At 65.4% G+C, this 13,260-nt stretch carries 20 protein-coding genes; 5 read left to right on the top strand and 15 right to left on the bottom strand.

The genetic code is table 11. The features are described 5' to 3' along the window. Positions 1-70 precede the first annotated feature (70 nt). Genes DY468_RS15815 through DY468_RS15805 form a run of 3 tightly spaced genes read right to left on the bottom strand, consistent with a single transcriptional unit; the run spans position 71 to position 1,829 of the window. Positions 71-544 (bottom strand): secondary thiamine-phosphate synthase enzyme YjbQ, encoded by a 474-nt coding sequence (locus tag DY468_RS15815; protein ID WP_164605758.1) that lies wholly within the window; start codon positions 542-544, stop codon positions 71-73. Between the two features lie 22 nt (positions 545-566). After that, on the bottom strand, positions 567-1,160 hold the full coding sequence (locus tag DY468_RS15810; protein WP_164605757.1) for a hypothetical protein: 594 nt from the start codon (positions 1,158-1,160) through the stop codon (positions 567-569). Positions 1,161-1,193: 33 nt separating this feature from the next. After that, positions 1,194-1,829: a 2-hydroxychromene-2-carboxylate isomerase gene (locus DY468_RS15805; RefSeq protein ID WP_164605756.1), complete on the bottom strand. Its 636-nt coding sequence runs from the start codon at positions 1,827-1,829 to the stop codon at positions 1,194-1,196. 302 nt (positions 1,830-2,131) lie between these two features. On the opposite strand from DY468_RS15805, the gene DY468_RS15800 reads away from it, so the two are divergent. The 5 genes from DY468_RS15800 to DY468_RS15780 all read left to right on the top strand — a co-directional run bounded on the left by DY468_RS15800 (position 2,132) and on the right by DY468_RS15780 (position 4,723). Next, positions 2,132-2,518: an AtpZ/AtpI family protein gene (locus tag DY468_RS15800; protein WP_164605755.1), complete on the top strand. Its 387-nt coding sequence runs from the start codon at positions 2,132-2,134 to the stop codon at positions 2,516-2,518. 70 nt (positions 2,519-2,588) lie between these two features. Beyond that, positions 2,589-3,335: a F0F1 ATP synthase subunit A gene (locus DY468_RS15795; RefSeq protein ID WP_164605754.1), complete on the top strand. Its 747-nt coding sequence runs from the start codon at positions 2,589-2,591 to the stop codon at positions 3,333-3,335. Positions 3,336-3,383: 48 nt separating this feature from the next. Beyond that, positions 3,384-3,611 (top strand): F0F1 ATP synthase subunit C, encoded by a 228-nt coding sequence (locus tag DY468_RS15790; RefSeq protein WP_009796340.1) that lies wholly within the window; start codon positions 3,384-3,386, stop codon positions 3,609-3,611. A 57-nt stretch (positions 3,612-3,668) separates the two neighbouring features. Beyond that, the gene (locus DY468_RS15785) at positions 3,669-4,226 is read left to right on the top strand and encodes a F0F1 ATP synthase subunit B family protein (RefSeq protein ID WP_164605753.1); all 558 of its coding nucleotides are present in this window, start codon (positions 3,669-3,671) and stop codon (positions 4,224-4,226) included. 5 nt (positions 4,227-4,231) lie between these two features. After that, complete coding sequence (locus tag DY468_RS15780; protein WP_164605752.1) at positions 4,232-4,723, top strand: F0F1 ATP synthase subunit B family protein; 492 nt, start codon at positions 4,232-4,234, stop codon at positions 4,721-4,723. Between the two features lie 108 nt (positions 4,724-4,831). Here DY468_RS15780 and DY468_RS15775 read toward each other — a convergent pair whose 3' ends face one another. From DY468_RS15775 to DY468_RS15720, 12 genes are all read right to left on the bottom strand, one after another. Beyond that, entirely contained in the window at positions 4,832-5,488 is a 657-nt protein-coding gene (locus tag DY468_RS15775; protein ID WP_164605751.1) for a hypothetical protein, read from the bottom strand. 96 nt (positions 5,489-5,584) lie between these two features. Further along, complete coding sequence (locus DY468_RS15770) at positions 5,585-6,172, bottom strand: GNAT family N-acetyltransferase (protein WP_164605750.1); 588 nt, start codon at positions 6,170-6,172, stop codon at positions 5,585-5,587. Positions 6,173-6,232: 60 nt separating this feature from the next. Then, positions 6,233-7,522: a M16 family metallopeptidase gene (locus DY468_RS15765; RefSeq protein ID WP_164605749.1), complete on the bottom strand. Its 1,290-nt coding sequence runs from the start codon at positions 7,520-7,522 to the stop codon at positions 6,233-6,235. Then, complete coding sequence (gene thrC / locus DY468_RS15760) at positions 7,519-8,937, bottom strand: threonine synthase (RefSeq protein WP_164605748.1); 1,419 nt, start codon at positions 8,935-8,937, stop codon at positions 7,519-7,521. The genes DY468_RS15765 and thrC overlap by 4 nt, the downstream gene beginning before the upstream one ends. 206 nt (positions 8,938-9,143) lie before the next feature. After that, positions 9,144-9,380: a type II toxin-antitoxin system HicA family toxin gene (locus DY468_RS15755; protein WP_164605747.1), complete on the bottom strand. Its 237-nt coding sequence runs from the start codon at positions 9,378-9,380 to the stop codon at positions 9,144-9,146. Between the two features lies 1 nt (position 9,381). Beyond that, on the bottom strand, positions 9,382-9,612 hold the full coding sequence (locus DY468_RS15750; RefSeq protein WP_013500789.1) for a type II toxin-antitoxin system HicB family antitoxin: 231 nt from the start codon (positions 9,610-9,612) through the stop codon (positions 9,382-9,384). Positions 9,613-9,702: 90 nt separating this feature from the next. Further along, positions 9,703-10,485, bottom strand: coding sequence for an SURF1 family protein (locus DY468_RS15745; protein ID WP_164605746.1), 783 nt, complete (start codon positions 10,483-10,485; stop codon positions 9,703-9,705). Continuing rightward, a complete protein-coding gene (locus DY468_RS15740; RefSeq protein WP_164605745.1) occupies positions 10,482-10,868 on the bottom strand; it encodes a DUF983 domain-containing protein in 387 nt (128 codons plus the stop codon). Before DY468_RS15740 ends, DY468_RS15745 begins: the two co-directional genes overlap by 4 nt. A gap of 104 nt (positions 10,869-10,972) precedes the next feature. Further along, a complete protein-coding gene (locus tag DY468_RS15735; protein ID WP_164605744.1) occupies positions 10,973-11,830 on the bottom strand; it encodes a cytochrome c oxidase subunit 3 in 858 nt (285 codons plus the stop codon). Positions 11,831-11,898: 68 nt separating this feature from the next. Continuing rightward, positions 11,899-12,534 carry a cytochrome c oxidase assembly protein gene (locus tag DY468_RS15730; protein WP_246700999.1) on the bottom strand — a complete coding sequence of 212 codons (636 nt, stop codon included), beginning with the start codon at positions 12,532-12,534 and terminating at the stop codon, positions 11,899-11,901. A gap of 2 nt (positions 12,535-12,536) precedes the next feature. Beyond that, positions 12,537-12,704 (bottom strand): cytochrome c oxidase system small membrane protein, encoded by a 168-nt coding sequence (locus tag DY468_RS15725; protein WP_164605742.1) that lies wholly within the window; start codon positions 12,702-12,704, stop codon positions 12,537-12,539. Positions 12,705-12,715: 11 nt separating this feature from the next. After that, on the bottom strand, positions 12,716-13,260 hold a 545-nt coding region (locus DY468_RS15720), incomplete at its 5' end, for a UbiA family prenyltransferase (protein ID WP_164605741.1).

The raw sequence follows: 13,260 nt of genomic DNA, 5'->3' as shown, positions 1-13,260 counted from the left end.
CCCTTCCAGACGCTCGACTCCACCGGGCACCTCATCAGGATGATGGCGCAGTCCATATTGGGAAGAGTGATTACGCCGTCGTACCGATAAATTGCAGTACGACCTCGCGGCGATGCGGGCGCGCGCGGTGTTCGATCAGATAGATGCCCTGCCAGGTGCCGAGCGCGAGCCGGCCCTGCAGCACCGGGATCTGCAGCGACACCGATGTCAGCATGGTCTTGACGTGGGCCGGCATGTCGTCCGCTCCCTCGGTGTCGTGGCGCCAGCCGGCATTTTCCGGCGCCAGCCGGTTCAGCACCGTGGTGAGATCGGCCAGCACGGTCGGGTCGGCATTTTCCTGGATGGTCAGCGACGCCGACGTGTGTCGAACGAACACGGTAACACTGCCGTCGCGCGCCTGCGCCTCGGTGACGAATGCCGCGACCTCGCGGCTGATGTCGGTGAACCCGGCGCCGCCGGTCTGCACGGTCAGAGACGATGATGCGACGCTGGTGACAGCCGCGCGCGCCAGCGGCGCGCGACCGAGAATGCGGGATGAACTCATCGGCGATCTCGCTTCACGACGGTCAGATCTTGTCGCCGCTGAAGTCTTTCTGCAGCCGATTGGCCGTCTCGACCAGGCGCCGCCAAGCACGCTCGAGGAAGCCCATGACTCGATTGACGTCCTGGTCGCTGGGCAATGGGATCTCCAGCTTGCGCTGGCCATCCTTTTCGGTGACCTGCGGCTGCGGCATCCGATCGCTCTTCGGCAGTGCCTCTTCGATCTTGCCGCCGGACTGACCGGCGCTGGCGAGCTGCGCTTTCAGGCTATCGTTGGCCGCGCGCAGCGCCTCGGCTTCCTGCTTCAGCCGGTCGATCTCGGCCTGCAGCCGGCCCGTCTCGGCATCGAATGCGGCGCGCTCGTCAGCGATCTCGTAACAGGCCCAACCGCTGCCTTTATCCGTGCAGGTCGAGACCTTGCCGGTGCGGGTATCGAGCCGCACCACGCCCTCGGTTGCGGGTTTGAAAGCATAGCGCCCGTTCTCGCTGTCCGGCAACGGCGTTTCGGCCACCGCGCCACCCGCGCCGCCGACAGCGAGCAACAACGTCAGCGCGGCGAGGCGCGGGCCGCGCCGGGCGCCCGCGGGCGAGAAGACCGCGGCCATGGGTGCAAAGCTCATCGGGATGCTCCGCGTTACGATTCCAGACCCCGCCTATATGGGGGCCCGGTCGACCGGCCGGTACGGCCCGCGACCGGATTTCAACGCATCCTCGAGCAGTTCGATCCGGTCCTGGCCCCAGAACACCTCGCCGTCGAGCACATAAGCGGGCGAGCCGAACACATCGCCGGCGATCGCATCGAGCCGGTTCTGTTCGTAAGCGGCACGAATTTCGTCCGAACCGGCCTGGGCAACCAGCTTTTCGCCCGGCAGACCAGCCGCATCGGCGAGTTCGATCAGCACCTCCGGCTGGGCGAGATCGAGCTCGCGTTCCCACACCGCGGCATAAGCGCGCTGGACATACGGCTCGGGATCGATCCCGGCGGCGAGCGCGGCGATCACCACGCCATCGGCGAGCCGCGCGTCGAACGGCCAGTGCTTCGGCCACAACTTGAAGTCGAGGCCGCGCTTGTCACGCCAGCGCTGCAGTTCGACGGTCCGGTAATGCTGCCTTGCCGGATGCCGCTTCGCTAGTGGCAGCCCGCCGGTTTCGGAGAACAGCCCGGTCAGGAGCACCGGCTTGTAGATCAGTTTCAGATCGTAGGTGTCCGCCAGCCGCCGCAACGACTGGTGGCCGATATAAGCCCAGGGCGATTGGAACGAGAAGTAATAGTCTATCCGACGCGACATGCGGGCTCCGATGGCGAGAGCTTCCTCGCAGATCGTTGCGAACGGATCGCTGGAAGCCGGCGCATCGGATCAGAGCCATTCGCACCGTGCAAGCCGGATCATGGCGCAACGCCGCAAATGCACTGCGGACAAGTTATCGCATCGACTCGCAGATCATCAATAAAATCAGCCAAAACAACGCTGTAACGGGCTGCGACCGAATCTTGACTTGCCTACAGGTGGTCAGTATGGTCCGCGCGGCTTTTAAGGGTCTCCGGGGCGTTATTTCATCGTTAGCGGCAGCTAGTTCGGGTCTCCACATCATGGCGGACGACACGCACGACGGCAGCCGACGATCGCATGAAACGCGCGACGGATCGCCCGAGGAGGCCGCGCTTTCCGCAAGGCTCGGAAGCCTGGAGCAACGGCTGGCCCATTCTCGGGAAAGCCGGAAGCTCCAGTCGGACCAATCCGGAACAGGAAGTGAAGACGGACCTGCCAGAGCTTCGGCCATGGCACTCGGTTTTCGGCTTTCCTCGGAGCTGGTCGCGGGCGTTCTCGGCGGAGCGGCTCTCGGCTGGGGTTTCGATCGCTTGTTGTCGACCTCGCCCTGGGGCCTCATCGGATTTGCGATCGTCGGCTTTATTGCCGGTGTGATCAATGTGATGAGGGCAGCGGGTGTGATGGCGAAGCAATCCGAGCGGCTCTGAGCGGGATCCGAAGCGCATCCGATCGTTCGATTCCCGCGCAAGATCGCGCCACTGACAGACCGAGACACGAATGGCCGCCGATCCGATCCATCAGTTCCAGATCACCAAGCTCTTCACCATCGGTCACATTGGCGGGCAGGAAATCGCGTTCACCAATTCGTCGACCTACATGTTCGGCACAGTGGCGCTGATCGGCATCCTGATGCTGCTGCCGGGCCGCCAGCTGGTGCCGAGCCGGTTCCAGTCGATCGCCGAGCTGTCCTACGAATTTGTCGCCAACATGATCCGGTCGACGGCCGGCAAGGAAGGCCTGAAGTTCTTCCCGTTGGTGTTCTCGCTGTTCATGTTCATCGCAGTGTCGAACCTGATCGGCATCATCCCCTACACCTTCACGGTGTCGAGCCATCTGATCGTCACCGTCGCGCTGGCCCTGCTGGTGTTCTTCACGGTGCTGATCTACGGCCTCGCCAAGAACGGGCTGAAGTTCTTCAAGCTGTTCGTTCCCTCCGGCGTGCCGATCTACATCCTGCCGCTGGTCGTCTTCATCGAAGTGATCTCGTTCTTCCTCAAGCCGGTTTCGCACTCGGTGCGTCTGTTCGCCAACATGCTGGCGGGCCACATCGCGCTGAAGGTGTTCGCGAGCTTCGTGGCGATGCTCGGCGCAGTCGGCGTCGTCGGCTGGTTCGGCGCGGTGCTGCCGCTCGGCCTGACCATTGCGCTGACCGCGCTGGAGCTGCTGGTCGCGTTCCTGCAGGCTTATGTGTTCGCCATTCTGACTTGCATCTATCTCAACGATGCAATTCATCCGGGCCACTAAAGACCCACTCGCAAACGACTACACCCAACCCCAACAGGAGTTCGTTACATGGATCCGATTGCCGCGAAGTACATTGGCGCTGGTATTGCCTGCATTGGCATGGGCGGCGCCGGCGCTGGCGTGGGCATCATCTTCGGCAACTACCTCGCCGCTGCGGTGCGCAATCCCTCGGCCGCCCAGGGCCAGTTCGGCAACCTGATTTTCGGCTTCGCGGTGACCGAAGCGCTCGGCATCTTCTCGCTGCTGATCGCGCTGCTGCTGCTGTTCGCCCTCTAAGACCCAAAATCCGGTCCTGACCTTCCGGGGTCGCGACCGGCCGAACAGGAGAAGCCCGTGGCTCAAGGTCATGGCGACGCCAAGGGCAGCACTGCCCACACGGAAGCGGACGGAGGCCACAAGGCGCCGTTCCCGCCCTTCCAGCAGGAAACCTTTGCCTCGCAACTGGTGTCGCTGGCGATCGCATTCGTTGCGCTCTACCTGATCGTTTCCAAGATCGCACTGCCGCGCGTCGGCGGTGTGATCGAAGAGCGGCAGAAGACCGTCGACGGCGATCTGGCGGCGGCACAGAAGCTGAAGGGCGAAGCGGACGACGCGCTGAAGGCCTACGAGGCCGAACTCGCCGATGCCCGCGCCCGGGCCCAGGCGATCGGCGCGGAAACCCGCGAAAAGCTCAACGCGCAGGCGGAAGCCGAGCGCAAGACGCTGGAAGAACGGCTGGCTGCGAAGCTCGCAGACGCCGAGAAGACCATCGCATCGACGCGTACCGCCGCGATGGGTAACGTGCGCAACATCGCGTCGGACGCCGCCTCGGCGATCGTCCAGCAGCTCGCCGGCGTCACGCCGGACAGCAAGGCGGTGGATAGCGCAGTCGACGCTTCGTTGAAGGGCTGAGGCTGATGGCAATCTTCGGAGAAGCAGAGACCTGGGTCGCGATTGCGTTCGTCATTCTGATGGGCGTGTTCGCCTATGTCGGCGTGCATCGCACCGTGCTGCAGGCGCTCGACAAGCGTCGCGATCGGATCAAGGCGGAACTCGACGAGGCGCGCAAGCTGAAGGACGAGGCTGCCAAGCTGCTCGCCGACTATCGGGCGCGCCGCGCTTCGGCCGAACGCGAAGCTCAGGCGATCGTCGAGAGCGCCAAGGCCGATGCCGAACGGATCGCAGCGGAAGCCAAGGCCAAGCTGGAAGACTTCGTCGCCCGCCGCACCAAGACCGCGGAGAGCAAGATCGCCCTCGCCGAAGCTCAGGCCCTCGCCGACGTTCGCGCGGCGGCAGCCGAGGCAGCGGTGGCAGCAGCCGGACGGATCCTGTCGGAATCGGTCAAGGGCAACCTCGCCGACGACCTTCTCAGCAAGGGCATCCAGGAAGTCCGCGGCAAGCTCAACTGAGCGGTCGCCTCTCAAACATCAAAGGCCGGCGCGAGCAATCGCGCCGGCCTTTTTGTTTGTGGGGTGGTCATGCGATCGACGTCGCGGCCGTTTCAATCGTACTGCGGGTTACTTCCGCTTGCGCGACCGCGGCTCCGGCTTCAGCGCCTGCGGATCGAAGCCGATATAGAACACGTAGGCATCGTTGGCGCTGACCGACGGCGCCGGATAGGCGACGTCCTCGGCCACCAGGCTGAACGGCACACTGCCGTCGGGCTGCATCGACACTGTCGTGCGATACGCCTTGGTGAACACCGTCTTCGGCGACACGCCCTCCTGCACCACGGCGACGCGCAGCGGGACTTCGACCGAGGTCGGCGCACCGGCCGGGCCGGCAATGATTCGGCCCTGAATGCCGATCTTGGCCGAGATGATGCCGGCGTTGAGATTGCATTCGCGAGCGGTGCGGCTGATCACCGCCTGATAGCGCAGATCGGCGCCGCTGGCTTCCTTGCCGGGCAGACCGACCGCATAGGTCGAGGCGCCGGAGCGCACCGTCACCGACGGACAGGTCAGTTCGCTTTCGACCGGAGGACCGTTGGTGACGGTCGGCGCCTGATCCCGATCGGACGAGCCGCCGAACAGGCTCTTGAAGCGATCGGAGAACGATTGCGACCACGCCGGCGTCGCCGCCAATACCGTGCCGCAGATCGCCACCGCGACCGCGCCCCGCGCCGCCCGCGCGGTCCGGTGCCACGCCGGCACCCGTTCAATCTCCTGAGCCATTCACTCCACCCGGCCTTGCCATCGTTTCGTCGGCCGGGGTTATAGCAAAGCAATGCCGGCGAACCAAAGGCGGCAGGCGGTCCGGCACCGGACGAATCAGCCGCGGAAGTCCTCGTGCAGAAGGCCGAACAGCAGATGGTCCTGCCAGACGCCGTTGATGCACAGGTAACGCCGGGCCAGCCCCTCCCGGGTGAAGCCGCATTTCTCCAGCACGCGGATCGAGGGGGCATTGGTGGGGATGCAGGCGGCTTCGACGCGGTGCAGGTTGAGCTCGCCGAACAACGTCGGCAACAGCACGCGGAGAGCGGCCGTCATGAAACCCTGACGTGCGAACGGCTGCCCGGTCCAATAGCCGATGGTGCCGGCCTGCACGATGCCGCGGCGGACGTTCGACAGGGTGACGCCGCCGACCAACTGGTTGTCCGGCTCGCGAAACACCAGGAACGGATAGGAGCGGTCCGCGGCGATGTCCTCGGCGTAGCGTCGCAGCCTGCGGCGGAAGCCGGCACGGGTCAGATCGTCCGAAGGCCAAATCGGCTCCCACGGCGTCAGATAGGCCCGGCTGTATTCGCGCAGCTCGGCCCATTGCGGAAAATCCGCCATCTGCGGCGCGCGCAGCAGCAACCCATTGCCGCGCGGCGCCAGCGCGGCGGGGCCGACGGAGGGCATACGAAACAGCGCCATCGCGGCACTCCCGACCCGCAGATTCGGCGGGCCACGAACGCCGCGACCCGCGGCGTCAGATCAATGATAGGACGTCTTGGACTTGGATTGTGTCAAGCCTTCAGCAAAGCCGGCTGCTCTGTCGAGACCGCGGCCGCTGCCGAGCGCCACCACAGCCGGCCGGCTGCGCGCCAGCAGCGTGCGTCCTGCCTCGCGGGCCGTCTCGACCGTGACAGCGTCGATCCGACCGACCAACTCGTCGACCGGCAACGGTCGGCCATAAGCGAGAATATGACGGGCGAGCTGTTCGGCGCGCGACGAGCAGCTTTCGAGCGCCATCAGCAGGCCGGCCTTCATCTGGGCTTTGGCGCGGGCGATTTCGGCTTCGGTGAGGGTATCGACTGCGTCGTTGATGACGTCGACGATCACCTCCATCATCTCCGGCGCATCGGCCGGATCGGTGCCGGTGTAGAGGCCGAAAAAGCCGGTGTCGCTGTAGGGCGCGTGGAAGGTATAGATCGAGTAGCACAGCCCCCGCTTCTCCCGCACCTCCTGGAACAGCCGCGACGACATTCCGCCGCCAAGGATGTTGGTGAACACCTGCATGCTGAACAGCGTCGGCGCACTCTGCGGCAGCCCTTCGAGCGCGAGCGTCAGATGCGCCTGCTCGAGGTCGCGATGCACCACGCGGGCGCCGCCGGCGCCGAACATCGCCGGCTGCGGCTTCGGCGCCGGTGTGCCGTCAAAGCTGGCGAAGCGGTGCGATACCTCCTCGACGATGCGAGCGTGGTCGACCGCGCCGGCCGCCGCCACCACCATGTCGGGCCCGCGATAATGCGTCGACAGATACGACTGCAGCTTCTCGCGGCTGAAACTCTTGAGCGTCTTGGCGGTGCCGAGCAGCGAGCGGCCGATCGGCTGCTCCGGATAGCAAAGCTCGTTGAGATATTCGAACACGACGTCGTCGGGCGTGTCCTGCGCGGCACCGATCTCCTGCACGATCACGCTCTTCTCGCGTTCGAGCTCTTCGGCCTCGAACGACGGATTGGCCAGGATGTCGCTCAGCACGTCGAGCGCCAGCGGCACGTCCGCCTTCATCACCCGCGCGTAATACGCGGTGGTCTCGGTCGAAGTGCCGGCATTGAGGTCGCCGCCGACCGCCTCGATCTCCTCGGCGATCTCGCGGGAGGTGCGGCGCGTGGTGCCCTTGAACGCCATGTGTTCAAGGAGGTGCGAGATACCGTGCTCGTCGGGCTTCTCGTCGCGGCCGCCGACGCCGGTCCAGACGCCGAGCGCCGCGGTTTCGAGATGCGGCATGGTGTCGGTGACGACGGTGAGGCCGGAGGGCAGCTTGCTGACTTCCACGGTCATCCGGCGACTCCTTGCTTGGCGGCGCGGCTCACCGCCAGCACATGACGTTCGATTGCCACCTGATCGCGCGGCATGATCTTGATCGATTCGGGTTTGCTCATCAGACCGTCGAGCCAGGCCGGCAGTTCCGGCCGAATGCCGCAGGCGGCTTCCACGGCGTCCGGAAACTTGGCCGCGTGGGCGGTCGACAGAACGATGTTCGGCACGCTCGAATCGGTGGTGTCGCGATCGGCGACGGCCAGCGCCACTGCGGTGTGCGGATCGATCAGGTCGCCCGCCTCGCGCCAGGCGGCACGGATCGCGGACTCGGTTTCCGGCTCGTCGGCGCGGCCGGCGTCGAACTCCTCGCGGATCGCGGCCAGCACCGTATCCGGCAGCACGAACCGGCCGGATTGGGACAGCGAGCCCATCAGCGACCGGATCAGCGCAGCATCGCGACCGGAGGCCTCGAACAGCAACCGCTCGAAATTCGACGACACCTGGATGTCCATCGACGGGGAGGTGGTGGCGTGGACCTCACGGACCTCGTAGATGCCGGTCTTCAGCGTGCGCGCCAGGATGTCGTTGACGTTGGCAGCGATCTTCAGCCGCCGCACCGGCAGGCCCATCTTCTTGGCGACGTAGCCGGCGAAGATGTCGCCGAAATTGCCGGTCGGGACGGTGAAGTCGACCACGCGGTTCGGCGCTCCCAGCGCCACCGCGCTGGTGAAGTAGTACACCACCTGGGCCACGATGCGGGCCCAGTTGATCGAATTGACGCCCGACAGCGCCACCTGATCGCGGAATTTGTGGTGATTGAACAGCCCCTTCACGATCGCCTGGCAATCGTCGAAATGGCCCTCGATCGCCAGCGGATGCACGTTCGGCGCGCCCGACGTGGTCATCATCATCCGCTGCACGTCGGAGATCCGGCCGTGCGGAAACAGCACGATGAGGTCGACATTGTTCAGATTGGCGAAGGCTTCGACCGCGGCACCGCCGGTGTCGCCGGAGGTTGCCACCACGATGGTGGTGCGCTGCTTGCGCTTCTCGAGCACATGATCCATCAGCCGCGACAGCAGCTGCATCGCGACGTCCTTGAACGCCAGCGTCGGGCCGTGGAACAGTTCGAGCACGAACTGGCTCGGGCCGGTCTGGCGCAGCGGCACCACCGCCGGGTGCCGGAACGTGGCATAGGCATCGCTGGCCATGCGGCCGAGCTCTGCGTCGGAAATCTCGCCGGCGACGAACGGCCGGATCACCTCGACGGCGACTTCCCAATAGGGCCGGCCGAACAGGCTGGTAATGGTGTCGGGGGTGAGCTGGGGCCAGACTTCGGGGATATAAAGCCCGCCGTCGCGGGCGAGCCCGGTCAGCATCACGTCGCAAAAGCCGAGGCGCGGGGCGTCGCCCCGGGTCGAAACATAGGTCGTCAAGGGTGCCTCCAAAGGCCCGGCCTAACGCCCAAGCCTTTGATATTGATCGAGTTCAGTCTCACGCGCGGGTGAAATCGGCTTCACCATAAAGGAGTTTGAGGCGCAGGGGAAATCGCTCCCATCGGAGAAGCCCCTGTTCGTCGCTTAGGCAGGCAACGGGACGTTGCCGCTGCATGTTGCCACCTTTGCAGCGGGGGGATGCCGCCTCAAAGAAGGTCGACGAACTCCTCCACCGTCAGCCCGGTCTGCCGGATAATCGATCGCAGCGTGCCCGGCTTCAGGTCTCGTCCTGCATGGACCGGAACCGTCACGGTGCGCGCCGGATCGCCGGGATAGACCAGAACATGGTGGCTGCCGACGATCCGATCGACGACAAAACCCGTTCTCATGAGCGCCTGGATCACCCGCCTGCCGCCGATGACTGGCAGCCGGCCGTCGCCCATGTCAGGCAGCTACAGTCACGTAGCGAATTTCGGGATGTGCATCGGATGGGGGCGCCCTTCCCTGGTCCCGCCGGTAGGCGAGGACAGCACGGATCGCCTCCTCGGCGTTAGCCAGCGCTTCCTGCTCGGTGTCCCCCTCCGTCACGACCTCGGGAAGCGCCGGGACGAGCACGGTGAAACCGCCGCCTTCCTGGGGCTCGAGAATGACCGAGTAGCTATAGCTTGACGGCATGAGGTGGCTCCTGGGCCCACAAGGACTGAACCAGACCGACGCTTGTGGCGATCCTACACGATACGCCGGAGGCCGGCCAAGCCCGCGGCATCAACCGAGCACGGGGGCGGAACGCCCCCGCTGGCCGAACAGCCAGACCCCGAACGCAATCGCAACCGCGAGCGCCAGGCCGAACCAGGTGATGGCGTATTGCATGTGGTTGTCGCGCAGATGCACGCCGAGCGGCCCGGGCTTGGGCACGCCGTTGGCCGGCAGCGGCGTCTCGAGGTCGATATAGAACGGCGCGATATCGGCCGCCTTGTCCCAGCCCAGCGCCACGGCCATCGCCGGCACGTCGCGGCTGAACCACAACCGCGTGTCGAGGTTCGGGGCCGGGACGAACAGGCCGGGCTGCTCGGGAAACCGCAAATAGCCGGTCAGCGTCGCCGCCTCCCCGTTCAGCAGCGGCTGAATCGCACGGTTCTCGGCACCGCGATCCTGCATGGTGTTGGGCACGAAGCCGGCGTTGATCACCACGGTGCGGCCGTCCGGCAGCCGCGCCGGCAGAAACGCCCAGGTGCCGGGCCCGGCGACGTCGTCGCGCACCGCCGAACCCGACGAATACACCATCGCGTCCGGCAGTTTCAGATAGGTCGCGGTGAACCGGACGCGCCTGAATTCATCGTGCGCCGGATCGAGCGTCGGCCAGTCGCGCGCCGCCGGCAGCGCCACCGGGCTGGCAGCCAACCGCTCGTTGAGCGCTGCGATCAGCCGATGCTTCTCGTCGCGCCGCTGCAATTGCCAGATCCCCAGCGACAGCAGCACGGCCACCATCGTCAGTGCGATCACGCTCATGCCCGCGATGCCGCGCCTGTGTGCCGCAGCCGTGGTCATTGCGGCTCGCGGCCGACCAGGCGGCCCTCCCGCGCCTTGTGGTGGAATTGCAGCGCGACCAGCAGCGCCTTGATCGAGCGCAGCGGCAAAAGCGTGGTGATCAGCACCATCGGCAGCCACAGCGCCGCGTGGAGCCAGAACGGCGGCTGATACTTGACCTCGACGATCAGCGCGCACAGCACCACGACCGCGCCGCCGATCAGGATGGTGAACACCGCAGCGCCGTCGCCGACATCCGTAAAGCCGAAATCGAGGCCGCAGACCTCGCAGCGCGGCGCCAGAGTCAGGAAGCCCGAATAGAGCTTACCTTCGCCGCAGCGCGGGCAGCGGCAGGCAATGCCGCGCAATGCACTCTGCAGGAGGGTGGGCGATGACGCCTCCATTTGGCGTCATCGCAAGAAGCGAAGCGACGAAGCAATCCGGAGGCTCCGATGCGCGGATCTGGATTGCTTCGCTTGGCTCGCAATGACCAACCTGGTCGTCCGCATCAATGCGCGCCGTGCGCCATGGCGGACGCACCATGGCCCCAGACGTAGATGCAGACGAACAGGAACAGCCAGACGACGTCGACGAAGTGCCAGTACCAGGCGGCGAATTCGAAGCCCAGATGCTGCTTCGGCGTGAAATGCCCCGCATAAGCGCGGATCAGGCAGACCAGCAGGAAGATGGTGCCGACCAGGACGTGGAAGCCATGGAAGCCGGTCGCCATGAAGAACGTGGCGCCATAGATGTTGCCCGCGAACGAGAAGGTCGCGTGGCTGTATTCGTAGACCTGCACGCAGGAGAACGTCGCGCCGAGCAGGATGGTGAAGATCAGCCCCTGCTTCAGACCCTTGCGGTCGTTGTGCAGCAGTGCGTGATGCGCCCAGGTCACGGTGGTGCCCGACGTCAGCAGGATCAGCGTATTGAGCAGCGGCAGATGCCACGGATCGAACGTCTCGATCCCCTTCGGCGGCCATACCCCGCCGAACAGCGCATCGCGGGTGGCGTGGACCGGGTCGGCCGGAAACAGCGCCGAGTTGAAATAGGCCCAGAACCAGGCGACGAAGAACATCACTTCGGAGGCGATGAACAGGATCATGCCGTAGCGGTGGCTGAGCTGCACCACCCGGGTGTGATCGTGCTGATACTGCGCCTCGCGGATCACGTCGCTCCACCAGCTCGCCATGGTGTAGAGCACGCCGATCACCCCGACGCCGAACACGATCGGGGCCCCCTGATACATCTGGTGCATCCAGGACACCGCGCCGAGCGCCATGACGAACGCCGACACCGAGCCGACGAACGGCCACGGGCTCGGATCGACGAGATGATAGTCGTGATGCTTGACGTGCGCCGTGGCCATGGTCGCTCTCCGTTTCGGTCCCTCCGGGATGGCGGTCTTTAAGTCCCGGGCTGTTCTTGTTGCGGCGTTCAGAGATTGCCCTTGCGCGGCGCCGATTCGCTCGAAGCCACCGGCTTCGGCGCCGGATCGCGCACCGGGTAGTAGGTGTAGGACAAGGTGATCGTCTTGACGGTGTCGTTCTCCGAATCGGCGGCGAATGCCGGATCGATGTAGAACACTACCGGCATGTCGCGGCTTTCACCGGCCGCCAGGGTCTGCTCGGTGAAGCAGAAGCAGTTGATCTTGGTGAAGTAGGATCCGACGGTCAGCGGCGTAACGTTGTAGGCCGCCTGTCCGCTGGTGGCGTGCTTGGAGAGATTGGTGACGCGGTAGTAGATCGTCACCACCTTGCCGATCGGAACATCGATCTCGCGCTGCTCTGGCTCGAACTTCCACGGCAGACCATTGACGTTGGAATCGAAGCCGACCGTGACGGTCCGGGCCAGCGGCGCGGCACTCGGCGCGGCGCGCGCCACCTGTGTGGTGCCGTTGAAGCCGGTGGTGCGGCAGAACCAGTTATAGAACGGCACAGCGGCGAACGACGCACCGACCATCAGCGCGACCACCAGACCACACACCGCCGCCACCGCCGTATCACGCCCGAGCCCGCGATGCGGCACGGGTTGCTGCGGAGTTTGGGAGGGCGGAGGCGACATCGTCGGCATCCTCAAATCGGCCGGTGCAAGACCGCCGGTCCCTTGACCATGGTGACCGCGAAGAACAGCACCACCAGCACGCCGAGCGCCACAGCGATCGCGATCGAACGCTCGCGCTGGCGTTTCTTCTGTGCCTCGGTGAGAACGATGCCCGGCGGCGGCTTGTGAACTGGCTCCATCGCGTCCTCCATCATCCGATCAGCCGCAGAACCGCCGCGACAACGACCTCGACCAGGAGGATAGCAAACAGGGCGAACAGATACAGGATCGAGAACTTGAATAAATTCCGGGTCGCGCGCAGCGCCGCGCTGCCGGAGCGCTGGCGATACACCCGCACCGCCAGCACCAGCATCCAGCCGCCGAGCGCCAGCGAGGCGACGCCATAGATCGCACCGAAATAGCCGAGCGGCCACGGCGCGGCCGCCACCGCGACCAGCGCCACGGTGTAGAGCAGGATCTGCAGCCGGGTGTGATCGGGACCGGCGACCACAGGCAGCATCGGCACCCCGGCGCGGGCGTAGTCGTCGTTGCGGAACAGAGCGAGCGCCCAGAAATGCGGCGGCGTCCAGAAGAAGATGATCAAGAACAGCAGGATCGGCTCGACCGCCAGCGATCCGGTGACCGACGCCCACGCCACCACCGGCGGCAGCGCACCCGCCGCGCCGCCGATCACGATGTTCTGCGCGGTCCAGCGTTTCAGCCACATCGTGTAGATCCTGTCCCTTATACACATCT

Origin of the sequence: Rhodopseudomonas sp. BR0M22 (assembly GCF_010907035.1) — a bacterium.
Classification (GTDB): Bacteria; Pseudomonadota; Alphaproteobacteria; order Rhizobiales; family Xanthobacteraceae; genus Rhodopseudomonas.
This window is presented reverse-complemented; position numbering and strand designations above follow the sequence as displayed.

Excerpts from the sequence above, each read along its gene's own strand:
- DY468_RS15815 (WP_164605758.1), bottom strand. The coding sequence starts at position 544 with ATGAGTTCATCCCGCATTCTCGGTCGCGCGCCGCTGGCGCGCGCGGCT.
- DY468_RS15810 (WP_164605757.1), bottom strand. The coding sequence starts at position 1,160 with ATGAGCTTTGCACCCATGGCCGCGGTCTTCTCGCCCGCGGGCGCCCGG.
- DY468_RS15805 (WP_164605756.1), bottom strand. The coding sequence starts at position 1,829 with ATGTCGCGTCGGATAGACTATTACTTCTCGTTCCAATCGCCCTGGGCT.
- DY468_RS15800 (WP_164605755.1), top strand. The coding sequence starts at position 2,132 with ATGGCGGACGACACGCACGACGGCAGCCGACGATCGCATGAAACGCGC.
- DY468_RS15795 (WP_164605754.1), top strand. The coding sequence starts at position 2,589 with ATGGCCGCCGATCCGATCCATCAGTTCCAGATCACCAAGCTCTTCACC.
- DY468_RS15790 (WP_009796340.1), top strand. The coding sequence starts at position 3,384 with ATGGATCCGATTGCCGCGAAGTACATTGGCGCTGGTATTGCCTGCATT.
- DY468_RS15780 (WP_164605752.1), top strand. The coding sequence starts at position 4,232 with ATGGCAATCTTCGGAGAAGCAGAGACCTGGGTCGCGATTGCGTTCGTC.
- DY468_RS15775 (WP_164605751.1), bottom strand. The coding sequence starts at position 5,488 with ATGGCTCAGGAGATTGAACGGGTGCCGGCGTGGCACCGGACCGCGCGG.
- DY468_RS15770 (WP_164605750.1), bottom strand. The coding sequence starts at position 6,172 with ATGGCGCTGTTTCGTATGCCCTCCGTCGGCCCCGCCGCGCTGGCGCCG.
- DY468_RS15765 (WP_164605749.1), bottom strand. The coding sequence starts at position 7,522 with ATGACCGTGGAAGTCAGCAAGCTGCCCTCCGGCCTCACCGTCGTCACC.
- DY468_RS15755 (WP_164605747.1), bottom strand. The coding sequence starts at position 9,380 with ATGGGCGACGGCCGGCTGCCAGTCATCGGCGGCAGGCGGGTGATCCAG.
- DY468_RS15750 (WP_013500789.1), bottom strand. The coding sequence starts at position 9,612 with ATGCCGTCAAGCTATAGCTACTCGGTCATTCTCGAGCCCCAGGAAGGC.
- DY468_RS15745 (WP_164605746.1), bottom strand. The coding sequence starts at position 10,485 with ATGACCACGGCTGCGGCACACAGGCGCGGCATCGCGGGCATGAGCGTG.
- DY468_RS15740 (WP_164605745.1), bottom strand. The coding sequence starts at position 10,868 with ATGGAGGCGTCATCGCCCACCCTCCTGCAGAGTGCATTGCGCGGCATT.
- DY468_RS15735 (WP_164605744.1), bottom strand. The coding sequence starts at position 11,830 with ATGGCCACGGCGCACGTCAAGCATCACGACTATCATCTCGTCGATCCG.
- DY468_RS15730 (WP_246700999.1), bottom strand. The coding sequence starts at position 12,534 with ATGCCGACGATGTCGCCTCCGCCCTCCCAAACTCCGCAGCAACCCGTG.
- DY468_RS15725 (WP_164605742.1), bottom strand. The coding sequence starts at position 12,704 with ATGGAGCCAGTTCACAAGCCGCCGCCGGGCATCGTTCTCACCGAGGCA.